We start from the raw sequence: 13,166 nt of genomic DNA, 5'->3' as shown, positions 1-13,166 counted from the left end.
AATCGGCTAGCGTCGTTTCATTTGACCTCTTTCGAAACCTATAGCCGAAGCAGTTTAATTTGATTCAAGGCGGAGGAGCACAGACATTACAAATAGTACGGCAAGCGACGACAACACAGAATCAAATTAAACTGCTTCGGCTATACTGCTCACCGCAAAATTCACAACACGCAGTAGGTTATGCAAGCAGTCTAAAGTATCAGCGAACATAAGAGATTTATGTGTTATCGATTTTTTTGTTCACGGTGATACCAATAATAGACCCCTTTAGCAATCATACGGAGCTGTAATATTAAGCGTTTTTCTAACCCCCGCCGCTGCTCAATATCAACATCAAGTGCTTCCGCACCTGCACTAAACACTATGGTAACCATGGCTTCTGCTTGCGCTTTAGTGAAATGACTTGGCATGTTACTTTTTTGTCCCAAATAATCTGCCAATTCAGCAATAAAATGTTGAATTTCACGCGCAACTGCTGCCTGAAACGCCGCCGATGTGCCAGATCGTTCACGCAATAATAAACGGAAAGCATTGGGATTATTATCAATAAATTCCATAAATGTCGCTACAGAGGTACGAATCACACTGCCGCCTGTAGCAATACGCTGACGCGCCTGGCGCATAAGTTGTCGCAGCATCAGGCCGCTTTCATCAACCATGGTTAGTCCCAGCTCATCCACATCACGGAAATGCCGATAAAATGAAGTTGGTGCAATCCCGGCTTGACGAGATACTTCTCGTAAACTCAGATACTTCTCGTAAACTCAGGCTAGCAAAACTCCGTTCTGCTCTCAATTGACTAAAAGCGGCTGCAATAAGAGAGCGTCGCGTGCGTTCTTTTTGTTGCGCCCTAATACCTATCACTGTATTCAAAATAGATCCAATTTTTTCATGCAGACTATATTACTATTGATATCAACCTTTATGGTACTCGTATATACCCTTCGCCTTGCACATTATTTTTTTGCTAATTTAACATCCTGATCTGCTTATACCAAAATGGATATCATTATGCTTATTGTCCTTTCTCCTGCTAAAACGCTTGATTATCAAAGTCCATTGGCAACCGACAAATTCACTCAGCCTAAATTGCTCGATCAATCACAAAGGTTAGTTGATATTTGTCGTACGCTTACGCCAATAAAGCTCGCCGGTCTGATCAAAATCAGCAATAAGCTGGCCACGCTAAATGTAAAACGTTTTAATGAATGGCAAACTGAATTGACGTTACAGAACGCCCGTCAGGCTATTTTAGCTTTTACAGCCTTATCGTCTAGAAATGGGGACGAAATTAATTAATCCCGTCGGCAAAGATCTTTATGCTTTTTGGCAAGATAGTTTAACCAAACAATTAAATCAGGCGTTAGAAAAACAGGGAGATGCGGTGCTGATTAATCTGGCTTCTGATGAATATATCAACGCATTAACACCTGAAAAATTGGCAGGCACCTTGGTCAAACCCGTTTTTCTCGATGAAAAAAACGGTAAATATAAAGTAATCAGTTTTTATGCTAAAAAAGCGCGGGGATTGATGAGCCGTTTTATTATTAAAAATCGATTAACAAAAATAGAACAATTACGTGATTTTAATTGCCAAGGGTATGCATTTGATCCTGGGCTATCAGTAAAAAATGAGCTGGTATTTAAACGATCAGAGCCGCGATGAATGACTTCCCCAAACGGCTATACCCACAGTCCTTGAAGTTTCCTTCGGCTGCCAGGGGGTGAGACCGATGAGCGTAGACATACTACGTGATTCGGCGAACACTCGCAGCCAACAAGACGAAGGGTATACGCCGCTATGGAGGTAGTTTGGGGCGTTATTGAGACTGTTGAAGTAAAAAAGTGCGTAATTTAGCGTAATCCACCGGTAAATAATGTGAAAGCAAGGGTAAATTTACCCTGCTTGCCAAGGCTTTGGGTAACGGCAGTTGCTGTTGCAAAATAGATTCAACACTTTCTTTGAATTTCGCCGGGTGTGCCGTTGCTAAAAATAAACCGAACTCATCCTGGTGTAATTTTTCACGCAATACCTGGTAAGCAATGGCAGCATGAGGCTCTGAGATATATCCCAGTGTTGCGAGTTCACGCATGGCATCTTGCGTTGTTTTGTCGCTGACAGCGCCATAAGCCAAATCCTGTAACGACCATTTCTTACGGCGAAATAATTCTTCAACCCGTGGCCAGTTGTTTGGCGCACTGACATCCATGGCATTCGATAAAGTCGCTACCGTTGGATTAATCTGCCATTTTCCGCTGCTTAAAAAACGGGGCACGGTATCGTTAGCATTGGTAGCGGCGATAAAACGTTTGATCGGTAGCCCAAGTGATTTAGCCAATAAACCGGCGGTTAAATTACCAAAATTGCCACTGGGTACGGCGATCACCAATTGCTCTCTCGCTTCTTGAGGACATTGCGCGACGGCTTCAAAGTAATAACAAATTTGCGCCAGTAATCGGCTGATATTGATCGAGTTGGCGGAATTTAGATTCACTTTCTGCCGTATTTCTGTATCGTCGAAAGACTGTTTGACTAAGGTTTGGCAAGCATCAAAATCACCGTCGATAGCGACAGTGTCAATATTGCCGCCTAGGGTGCAAAATAGCTTTTCTTGCAATGAACTAATTTTTCCACGCGGATAGAGGATGACAACACGGACGTTTTGCAAACCATAAAAGGCATGCGCCACTGCCGCGCCCGTATCCCCAGAGGTAGCGGTTAAGATAGTAACCGGTTTATCGGTAGCCACTGTCGCTAACATTTGCGCCATAAAACGCGCGCCAAAATCTTTAAATGCTAACGTCGGGCCATGAAATAGCTCCAGTATCGCTATTTTTTCGCTGATAGTTGTTAGCAGCGGGGCTGGAAAGGTAAAGGCCGCTTTCACTTTTTTCTGCATGATCTCGGGCGTTATTTCATCACCAATAAAAGCTGAAAGAATACGGCTACTGCGGGTGACAAAATCTTGCTTTAACAGGTGATCTACCTCTGTTGATTCCAATACCGGTAATTCAAGTGGAAAAAATAAGCCTTGTTGCTTTCCCAAGCCCTGTGTTAACGCCTGGATAAAACTGACTTGCTGGTGGTGATCTTTTAAGTTGTAAAATTTCATATATTATTCCTATACCCTTCGCCTTTGAAGCCACCGCGTTGTTGGCTGCGGGTGCTCGCCGAATCACGTAGTCTATCTACGCTCATCGGTCTCACATCCTGGCCGCCTAGCCTAGCGGCAACTTCAAAGGCTATGGGTATATAATTGACGAGCGCCAGTGCCATCAAGACGGCAGATATGAACAAAACCTTGGTCATTTTGCAGATAATTATCTTTCAAATAATTAGCTATATCTTCTGCTACCTCTTTCTTATTACAGATCGCAAATAAAGTAGGACCCGAGCCTGAAATGCCACAAGCCGAAGCCCCTTTTTTCATTATTTCTTGGCGAGCGGTGTCAAAACCAGGTAGCAACTGAGTGCGATAGGGTTCGGCGATCACGTCTTTCATCAATTTCGTTGCTAACTCGGATTGTTCAGAATGACAAGCATGGATAAATCCCGCTAAACGACGTCCATAGTCGATGCAATCTTGTTTGCGGTATTGATCAGGTAAAATGCGTCTCGCCTCGAGGGTAGAAACTTTAATTCCAGGATAAGCCATGACCCATAACCAATCATCAAAACCAGGAATCGATTGATTAATACACTGATCTTCTTCTAGAATTAATTGCATACCACCCAGATAACAGGGCGCAACATTATCATAGTGAACTCCCCCAGAGATCTCTCCTTCCATCTCACCCATCATCGATAATAACGCGGCTTCTTTTAGAGGATGGCCACAAAATTGATTTAACGCAACGAGAGCCGCGACTATTGAACAGGCACTAGAACCCAAACCTGAGCCGATCGGCATATTTTTTTCTAGCCGTATTGTTACCGCTATTTCTTTGTCTATTTCTTTACAAAAACGTTCCCAGCATTGATAAACAATATTTTTTTTCTCATTTTGTGGCAATTTGTCTTTGAAGCGACCCTCATTGCATAAACTAAAGCAATTAGCTGCTTCAATGCTGACACAATCGCCCAGAAGGAAGCCATCAATAGGAGATATTGCCGCTCCTAACACATCAAAACCGACACTGACATTACCTATTGATGCGGGCGCAAAAATTTTGATCATCTTTAATTTCCCTGCTTCCAAGATAATGTGCGTAAAATGTCAGCAAATATACCCGCTGCCGTGACCTCATTACCAGCACCATAGCCGCGTAGTACTAAAGGTAATGGCTGATAATAACGGCTATAGAAGGTCAATGCATTTTCACCATTTTTGATTTTGTTGAGTGGATCATGACTATCAATCTCTTCTATACCCACTGTACAATCGCCGTTTTCTTCAATTTTACCAACGTAACGCAATACTTTATTTTTTTCACCGGCTTTTTTTATCTTTTCACTAAAATTTTCATCTACCGACGGTAAACGGCGCATAAAAGTAGCAATGTCACCTGAAGTATCAAACTCTGCTGGTAATACAGATGTCAGCTTAATATCATTCAATTCCAATTTAAAACCGACTTCTCGAACTATAATCAACAATTTACGTGCTACATCCATTCCTGACAAATCATCACGCAGATCCGGCTCGGTATAGCCTAATTTTTTCGCTTCAGCAGTGGCGTCTGATAACGTCATGCCTTCATCTAATTTACCGAAGATAAAAGAAAGTGAACCGGATAAAATCCCTGAAAATTTGACTAACTTATCGCCGGCATTAAGCAAATTTTGCAAATTTTCTATCACAGGTAAACCCGCGCCGACATTAGTATCATAGAGAAATTTACGGCGTGATTGCGTTGCGGTGATCCGTAATTGATTGTAATAATCCATTGACGCCGTATTGGCTTTTTTATTCGGCGTCACCACATGAAAGCCTTCTTTGAGTAAGTCGACATATTGTTCGGCGATTTCTTTACTGGAAGTGCAATCAACGATAATCGGATTAAGTAAATGATTTTTTTTCGCCAGAGCGCGAAAATGATGCAGATTATATTTTTCTTGTGACAATCTGAGTTGCTCTCGCCAATGGGTGAGGGGGATACCATCAGCGTGCGTCAACATAGTTTTAGAATTGGCAATCCCGCACACCCGTAAGTCGATATGCTTTTGTTTCAGCCAATTTTTTTGTCGATGAATTTGTTCGATTAATGCACTACCTACGCCACCAATACCGATGATGAAAACCTCAATGATTTGATTGGTATTGAATAAAATTTGGTGACAAACACGAACCCCGGTTGTCGCCATACGGTTATCTATTACCGCAGAAATAGAACGTTCAGAAGAGCCTTGTGCGATCGCAATAATATTGATGTTAGCATGTGCTAAAGCGGAAAAAAAACGGGCGGAGATGCCACATTGTGCACGCATTCCATCTCCAATGACCGAGATAATAGCTAGATCTTTGATGACATTTAATACATCTAACAATCCTTCTTTTTGCTCGGGGACAAATTCTTGCTCTAACGCGGCGAGAACCAGTGATAATTGCTGCTGCGGCACACAAAAACTGATGCTGTATTCGGAGGACGACTGAGTGATCAACACCACAGAAATGCCGCTACGCGACATAGTAGAAAACACCCGTGCTGCCATCCCAACCATGCCTTTCATTCCTGGCCCTGAGACGCTAATCATGGCGACATGATTCAGATTAGTAATTCCTTTCACTAAATAATTGCCATCATCATTCTTTTTATCGCTAATTAACGTTCCTGGCGCTTGTGGATTAGAGGTGTTTTTAATCAAACAAGGTATTTTAAATTGAGAAATAGGGCTAATGGTACGTGGATGAAGTACTTTAGCGCCGAAATAAGAAAGCTCCATCGCTTCTTGATAGGAGAGTGATTTCAGCAATTTTGCATCGGGTACTACTTGTGGATCACAGGTGTAAACGCCGTCAACATCAGTCCAAATTTCACAACAATCAGCGTGTAAACATGCAGCCAATACTGCCGCGGAATAGTCGGAGCCATTGCGCCCCAAGAGTACCAATTCATTTTTATCGTTACCCGCAATAAAACCCGCCATCAGTATAATGTGAGTGGTCGGGATATTTTTAGCGCTAATACGTAAAGTAGAGGCAGCCACATCTACGGTGGATTCAAGATAATCACCTTGAGCCAGCAAGTTTTCAACCGGATCAATCATCGTGACCTCAAATTTTTTTGCTTGTAACAATGCGGCCATTATTGCAATAGAAAGTTTTTCACCACGACTAATAATGGTGGCATTAATAGCAGCGGGACAATGCCCTAACAAAGAGATCTCATGCAGCGATTGTGTCAATTGTGTAAATTCTTGTGCTAGCAAATCGTTTAACGATTGTTCAGCTATGTTGGGATGCGCTTGAGCAAGTCCTAAGATTAAATCAGAAAAAATTTGTTTAGCGTTATTAATGATCGGTAACACATCTTGTTTTGCTATGACAGTGTCGATCATAGTGACTAAATAATTAGTAATTTTGGCGGGCGCAGATAACACAATTGCCACTTTTTTTTCTTTATTTGCATTGTTTTCAACAATATTGGCAGCAGACATAAATTGTGGTGCATTGGCTACTGAGGTGCCCCCAAATTTCAGTACTCGCATTTTTTATTTTCTCCGATATTTACTTGAGTAATGATCCGCACAGATTATACCCTTCGCCTTCCAAGTTACGGCGGCGTTGACAGCGATCTCTCATCCTCTGTCATGTAACTACCTGTACACTCCTGGGATTCGATTGATTGCCGCCTTGCCGTAACTCGAAATTCATTGGGTATATTATTCTTCGAGCCTGTTGCAATTTTTCTTATTCACTCGGTTTTTTAGCGCATTTTTTCTTCGTTTTTGTATAAACACTTAAACATAATTCATTAATTATTAATATTATGTATCCATTTATTTTCTCAAAACTTTTCTAAGGGTTTTTCACGAAAGTGTTAACGTGCTACAATCAGCCCTGGTATCTATCAACAACATACTGTTTTACAAGGTAGTTTTAAGATATGCTTTTGAAATATAGTTTTGTTGGCAATCTTGCTCTTAGGTAGTAAACATGCAAACCCCGCATATTCTAATCGTAGAAGACGAGTTAGTCACTCGTAAGGCATTATCGAAGCGGAAGGCTATGTTGTTCATGAAGCCACTGATGGAGAACAAATGCACCATATCCTATCTGGCAATCAGATTAATTTAGTGATAATGGATATCAATTTGCCTGGTAAAAACGGCTTGCTACTTGCTCGAGAACTGCGTGAACAAGCTGACGTTGCTTTAATTTTCTTAACGGGCAGTGATAATGAAATAGATAAGATGCTCGGTTTAGAAATTGGAGCGGATCACTACATCACAAAACCTTGCAATCTACGTGAATTGACTATCCGGACACGTAACTTGCTTTCTCGAACCATGAAATTGGGAACCGTAAATGAAGAAAGTAAAATAATTGAAGGTTACACATTCAATGGTTGGAAACTGGATATTAATAGCCGTTCACTGATTAGCCCGACAGAGAAACATTATAAATTGCCGCGTAGTGAATTCCGTGCCTTACTGCATTTTTGTGAAAATCCTGGAAAAATTCAATCTCGAGATGAATTATTGCAAAAAATGACAGGACGTGAGCTCAAAGCACATGATCGCACAGTGGATGTCACCATCCGACGTATTCGTAAATACTTTGAGTCGATATCAAGCACGCCAAAGATTATTGTGACCGTTCACGGTGAAGGCTATCGTTTTTGTGGTGATTTAACCCAATAAAATTATCATCTATCGATGAATAGGCTCTAGTGGCGATGATGGTTCCTACTTTGTGGAAGTGCGATAATCAGTAAGATACGAAGTATCACCCGTGCTTTCAATAATCCAACCCTCGGCAAGTCAGGAACTATTTTGATAATCAATACGGGATAATGAACCATTACGTAGTCGCAAACGTCGGCGAGAGTATACAGGTAAACCAAGAAGCGTACTGATTAAGCAGCTTAGTGCAATCCCATGACTCACTAGCAGTGGTTTGCTGTCATCCGGTAGAGCAAGGCAACTTTCCAGAGCAGCGTGCATACGGGTGGCCAGTTCTGCCATGGATTCTCCTTCGGGGATACCAGCATCTAGGCTCCCTTCTACGATGCTTCTACGCCATCTCTCTTCTTCTTCGGTCAAGCTGGTAATTTCTCGCCCCTCTAATACGCCCATATCCAGTTCTCGCAAACGCGAATCTGTGGTCACCTGGAGACCACCGCAGGCCGCCGCAATAATTTCTGCGGTTTTCTGCGCACGGCGCAAATTGCTGCTAATAACATGAGTAATTTTTTCGATTTTAACGCGGTTAGCGACTAACTTTGCTTGTCTTTCCCCTTCAAGCGTCAGGGGGCTATCAGATTGCCCCTGAATGCGCTGTGCAACGTTTCACTGTGACGAACAAGATAGACCTGTAACATGTTTTTTCCCGTTGCGTTAAGTTAGCTCCAGCATGTTCAGTTTATTATGTATCATTTTTTAGGCTTCAACCAGGTAGAAACTTGTATAGCCAAACCAGTTTAATTTGATTTAAGTGTTGTCGTCGCTTGCCGTACTATTTGTACTGTCTGCGCTCCTCCGCCTTGAATCAAATTAAACTGATTCGGCTACATGCCATGCTCATAGCCCTTGACTTCGTTGGTGACTGTTTCAAAATAGCGGCTAATGGAACGAGGAGAGCTGAAAAATTGAATAAAATGGCGATCGATGACACGGTAAGAGAACTGCACAGCATTGGAGATATGTTGCGTTGGGCGGTGAGCCGATTTAATAGCGCTGATCTTTATTACGGCCACGGCGCTGATAATCCCTGGGATGAAGCACTACAACTGATTTTGGCTACTTTATATTTACCAATAGAAATGCCGACAGAGATCCGCTCTGCCCGTTTAACCTTAAGTGAACGACGGTTAATTATCGAGCGGATAAACCGGCGGGTCGATGAACGTATCCCTGTGGCCTACTTGACTCATCAAGCGTGGTTTTGCGGGCGGGAGTATTATGTTGATGAACGGGTTTTAGTACCACGTTCACCCATTGGTGAATTAATCAACAAAAAGTTTGCTACTTTATTACCGCGCACGCCTAAACATATTTTGGATCTCTGTACTGGCAGTGGCTGTATCGCTATTGCTTGTGCCCATGCCTTTGCACAAGCAGACATCGATGCGGTCGATATTTCAGAAGAGGTTTTAGCAGTAACCGAATACAATATTCAGCAGCACGCTGTCGAGCAGCAAGTGACTCCGATCCTTTCTGATTTATTTCACGCCTTGCCGCCAATTCAATATGATCTTATTGTCACCAATCCGCCTTATGTCGACACTGAAGATATGGCAAATTTGCCGCCAGAATTTTGTTTTGAACCTAAATTAGGCTTAGCGGCAGGGGAGGATGGTCTGGAATTAGTGCGCCGGATCTTGGCTTGGGCTCCCGATTTTTTACAAGATGATGGGGTGTTAATTTGTGAAGTGGGTAATAGTATGATGCATTTAATCAGACAATATCCGGATGTAGCGTTCACCTGGTTAACTTTTGAACATGGCGGTGATGGTGTCTTTATGCTCACTAAACAACAATTGCAGCAATATCATCATTATTTCAGTTGTTATACCCAATGAATTTCGAGTTACGGTAAGGCGGCAGTCAAGCGAATCGCAGGAGTGTACAGACTGGGGTGAGTCTGAGCAGTCAACACTGCCGTAACTTGAAAGGCGAAGGGTATATCGTGATAAATAAGGCACTCTGATGGCAGGCAACAGCATTGGGCAACTCTTTCGTGTTACGGCCTTTGGCGAGTCTCATGGCACCGCCTTAGGAGGGATTGTTGACGGTGTTCCCCCGGGTCTTCCCCTAACGGAAGAAATTTTACAACGGGAACTTGACCGCCGTCGGCCTGGCGGCTCTTGTTACACTTCTCCCCGACGTGAGTTGGATCAAATTCGTATTTTGTCTGGGGTGTTTGAAGAGAAAACAACGGGAACCAGTATTGGATTAATGATTGAAAATACCGATCAACGTCCACAGGATTACAACTCTATTAAAAATATTTTTCGCCCTGGGCATGCTGATTTTACCTATCAGAAAAAATACGGCATTCGTGATTATCGAGGGGGAGGCCGCTCCTCTGCTCGTGAAACCGCCATGCGTGTTGCCGCCGGTGCCATTGCCAAACATTATTTATCTCAAAAATTTGGGGTAAAAGTACGAGGCTACTTAGCGCAAATGGGCACCCTTTGCTGTGAATTAAAAGATTGGGATTTTGTCGAACAAAATCCCTTTTTTTGTCCAGACGAAAGCAAAATAGCTGAACTCGATACGCTGATACGGATCCTGAAAAAAGAGGAGGATTCTATTGGCGCCAAAGTGACCATCATTGCTGACAATGTGCCTGTTGGTTTAGGTGAACCTGTTTTTGATCGCCTCGATGCGGATTTAGCGCATGCATTGATGAGCATTAATGCAGTAAAGGGCGTTGAGATAGGAGCCGGTTTTGCGGTGGTTAGCAAAAAAGGCAGTGAAAATCGTGATGAAATAATGCCCCAAGGTTTCACCAGTAATCATGCCGGGGGGATCTTAGGTGGTATTAGTACTGGGCAGGCACTGGTGAGCCACATCGCGTTAAAACCCACTTCAAGTATTAGGATCCCTGGGCGCACAATTAATCATCAGGGTGAAGCAGCCACTATTATTACCGGTGGACGCCACGATCCCTGTATTGGCATTCGAGCCGTTCCTATCGCTGAGGCGATGGTGGCCATTGTGTTAATGGATCATGTATTACGTCAAAGAGCACAATGTGGAGAGCCGTGGTGATCCATCATTATCAACAATTAATCACTATTTTTAATCAATGCTTTGCCAATAGTGACAATACCAGATTATTAAAGGGAGATGACGAACCGATATATCTGCCGGCCGATGAAACAACACCCTATCATCGGGTGATTTTTGCGCATGGTTTTTATGCGAGTGCTCTGCATGAAGTGGCTCATTGGTGTATTGCTGGAGAAAAACGTAGACAATTAGTTGATTATGGTTATTGGTATTGTCCAGATGGACGTGATCTTCAAACTCAACATCAGTTTGAAAATGTGGAGATAAAACCTCAAGCGCTAGAATGGTTATTTTGTGTGGCGTCGGATTTTCCTTTCAACGTGAGTTGTGACAATCTGCAAGGAGACTGTGAGCCGGATCGGTTCGCTTTTCAACATCGTGTTCGTCAACAGGTATTGTCATATTTACAGTATGGGATTGCTCCTCGCGCTCAGCTCTTTATTCAAGCGTTACAGCGGTTTTACCAAACACCGTCGCTGACCGCAGTACATTTTAAGGAAGAGAGATATGCTCGAAAAATTTGAAGCGCGCATTTTAGCTCAAATCGATGATATGGTGGAATATGCTGACGCCGATAATTTATTTGCCAGTGGTTACTTATGTGGCCATATTACGCTTGCGGTTGCGCAAGCAGAAGAGCATGGTGAACATTCCGTTGAGCAACTGCATATTCGGGTAAAACATAGTTTAGAAAAGGCAGTAAAAGCCGGTGAGTTATCGCCTCCGGATCAAAGACTGGTATTTAATATGTGGCATTACTTGTTACAGCAAGCTCAACATGAAGAGCGTTAGAGCCAAAGCAGTTTAATTTGATTCTGCGTTGTCGTCGCTTGCCGTACTATTTGTACTGTCTGCGCTCCTCCGCCTTGAATCAAATTAAACTGCTTTGGCTATGGCGGCACTGTTAACAAAGTAATTTAAAAACCTTAAGACAAGCGATGGCGAAAAAAGAAAAGAAGGTGACATCCAGCTTATCAAAGCGTAAAGCGAGTCTTTTGTGTTCTTTTTTTTGCCGAAGAAACGTTCAATGGCATTACGTGTTTTATATTTTTCTTTATCTTTTGGCTGGATACCGGGATAAATCGCGCCCTGGCGGCGAGGGATAACCGGGTATTTTCCGCTATCACGAATAAGCTTTTTGACATCATAAAAATCGTAGCCTTTATCCGCGATGACATCATTTATCTGTCTCCAGTCTCCTTTTGCCCACAAAATAGGAAAGACTTTCAGAAAAAGTGATAATGGCTGATACCCGAGGGTCTGCCTGGACGCTGGTAATATTTAAGAATATGAGGCTCGATTTCTTTTATAAAATCGGACGCTTTGATTGGATAATGTCTGTTTTTCATCCTTAATAACCCCACAAAAAGCGGATATTATCTCAACACTCACTTTGTTAACAGTGCAGCGCTATAGTATTTTCCTGTCCATGCCTCCGCCATCAGTGATTTTAATCCCCAGAGATTAGATAGCTGACACGTATCACACTATCCCTGAGTTTGAACAGGCTCTAATGATTGCTAAGATTACGCTGACGTGTTACTTCAAACAAACAAACGCCGGTAGCAACAGACACGTTCAGCGATGAGACGCTACCCGCTAGCGGAATACTGATTAATTCATCACAATGCTCGCGTGTTAAACGACGCATGCCTTGCCCTTCGCTTCCCATCACTAAAGCCATTGATTGTTGTATTTTCCATTGATACAAATTTTGCTCTGCGTCGCCCGCGGTGCCAACAATCCAGATATTATGCTCTTTTAATAATCGCAGCGTGCGAGCCAAATTGGTTACCACAATCAGCGGTACCGTTTCGGCAGCACCACTGGCCACTTTTTTCACTGTTGCATTAAGAGGAGCTGAATGATCTTTCGGCACAATGACCGCGTGCACTCCAGCAGCATCAGCGCTACGCAAACAAGCGCCTAAATTATGCGGATCGGTAACGCCATCGAGAATTAACAGCAAGGGATCCTTCTTATCGGCTAATAATTTTTCTACTAATTGCAGCAAATCATTTTCTTGATACTGACGCCCTTGACGTATTTTCGCTACGATGCCCTGGTGAACCTCATGGTTAACTTGATTATCTAACCATTGGCGTTTAGCCATCTGCACCTGTAATCCTTCGGATTCTATCGCCGAGATTAGTGACCGTAGCCGACGATCATGACGATCTTTTTGAAGAAAAATTTCGAGAAGACGGTGTGGCTCTTTCTCTAATAAGGCCTTGACGGCATGAATGCCGTAAATCATTTCATCCAT

General features: G+C 42.8%; 10 protein-coding genes and 4 pseudogenes. 6 read left to right on the top strand and 8 right to left on the bottom strand.

Features of this window, described 5'->3' with window-relative positions; genetic code table 11:
• Positions 1 to 224: 224 nt before the first annotated feature.
• Positions 225 to 861 (bottom strand): annotated as a pseudogene (gene fabR / locus REG_RS06125) (HTH-type transcriptional repressor FabR).
• Positions 862 to 1,011: 150 nt separating this feature from the next.
• Here fabR and REG_RS06120 point away from each other — a divergent pair.
• Positions 1,012 to 1,666, top strand: a pseudogene (locus REG_RS06120) (YaaA family protein).
• A 154-nt stretch (positions 1,667 to 1,820) separates the two neighbouring features.
• Here the strand turns inward: REG_RS06120 and thrC are convergent.
• The 4 genes from thrC to thrA are packed head-to-tail and all read right to left on the bottom strand — an operon-like array spanning position 1,821 to position 6,649.
• Positions 1,821 to 3,113: a threonine synthase gene (thrC, locus tag REG_RS06115; protein ID WP_006704858.1), complete on the bottom strand. Its 1,293-nt coding sequence runs from the start codon at positions 3,111 to 3,113 to the stop codon at positions 1,821 to 1,823.
• Positions 3,110 to 3,277 (bottom strand): hypothetical protein, encoded by a 168-nt coding sequence (locus REG_RS13310; protein ID WP_176603457.1) that lies wholly within the window; start codon positions 3,275 to 3,277, stop codon positions 3,110 to 3,112. The genes thrC and REG_RS13310 overlap by 4 nt, the downstream gene beginning before the upstream one ends.
• Positions 3,237 to 4,178, bottom strand: a complete 942-nt coding sequence (gene thrB, locus REG_RS06110; protein WP_039907579.1) for a homoserine kinase — start codon at positions 4,176 to 4,178, stop codon at positions 3,237 to 3,239. Before thrB ends, REG_RS13310 begins: the two co-directional genes overlap by 41 nt.
• A gap of 2 nt (positions 4,179 to 4,180) precedes the next feature.
• Positions 4,181 to 6,649 (bottom strand): bifunctional aspartate kinase/homoserine dehydrogenase I, encoded by a 2,469-nt coding sequence (gene thrA, locus REG_RS06105; RefSeq protein ID WP_006704856.1) that lies wholly within the window; start codon positions 6,647 to 6,649, stop codon positions 4,181 to 4,183.
• Positions 6,650 to 7,097: 448 nt separating this feature from the next.
• Between thrA and arcA the strand changes: the two are divergent.
• Positions 7,098 to 7,804, top strand: a pseudogene (arcA, locus tag REG_RS06100) (two-component system response regulator ArcA).
• 123 nt (positions 7,805 to 7,927) lie between these two features.
• Here the strand turns inward: arcA and gpmB are convergent.
• Positions 7,928 to 8,484: pseudogene (gene gpmB / locus REG_RS06095) on the bottom strand (2,3-diphosphoglycerate-dependent phosphoglycerate mutase GpmB); the annotation flags it as partial.
• Between the two features lie 267 nt (positions 8,485 to 8,751).
• Here gpmB and prmB point away from each other — a divergent pair.
• From prmB to REG_RS06075, 4 genes are all read left to right on the top strand, one after another.
• The gene (gene prmB / locus REG_RS06090) at positions 8,752 to 9,684 is read left to right on the top strand and encodes a 50S ribosomal protein L3 N(5)-glutamine methyltransferase (protein ID WP_039907576.1); all 933 of its coding nucleotides are present in this window, start codon (positions 8,752 to 8,754) and stop codon (positions 9,682 to 9,684) included.
• A gap of 127 nt (positions 9,685 to 9,811) precedes the next feature.
• On the top strand, positions 9,812 to 10,879 hold the full coding sequence (gene aroC / locus REG_RS06085; protein WP_006704852.1) for a chorismate synthase: 1,068 nt from the start codon (positions 9,812 to 9,814) through the stop codon (positions 10,877 to 10,879).
• Positions 10,861 to 11,424, top strand: a complete 564-nt coding sequence (locus REG_RS06080; RefSeq protein ID WP_006704851.1) for an elongation factor P hydroxylase — start codon at positions 10,861 to 10,863, stop codon at positions 11,422 to 11,424. Before aroC ends, REG_RS06080 begins: the two co-directional genes overlap by 19 nt.
• Positions 11,408 to 11,692, top strand: coding sequence for a YfcL family protein (locus REG_RS06075; protein ID WP_006704850.1), 285 nt, complete (start codon positions 11,408 to 11,410; stop codon positions 11,690 to 11,692). The genes REG_RS06080 and REG_RS06075 overlap by 17 nt, the downstream gene beginning before the upstream one ends.
• 84 nt (positions 11,693 to 11,776) lie before the next feature.
• On the opposite strand, the gene REG_RS06070 is transcribed toward REG_RS06075, so the two are convergent.
• A complete protein-coding gene (locus REG_RS06070; protein WP_006704849.1) occupies positions 11,777 to 12,112 on the bottom strand; it encodes a hypothetical protein in 336 nt (111 codons plus the stop codon).
• Positions 12,113 to 12,410: 298 nt separating this feature from the next.
• A complete protein-coding gene (rlmB, locus tag REG_RS06065; RefSeq protein ID WP_006704848.1) occupies positions 12,411 to 13,166 on the bottom strand; it encodes a 23S rRNA (guanosine(2251)-2'-O)-methyltransferase RlmB in 756 nt (251 codons plus the stop codon).

It is taken from the genome of Candidatus Regiella insecticola LSR1 (assembly GCF_000143625.1).
In the GTDB taxonomy this organism is placed as follows: Bacteria; Pseudomonadota; Gammaproteobacteria; order Enterobacterales; family Enterobacteriaceae; genus Regiella; species Regiella insecticola.
Note: the sequence above shows the minus strand (reverse complement) of the source record. Positions and strands in the feature narration are given on the sequence as shown.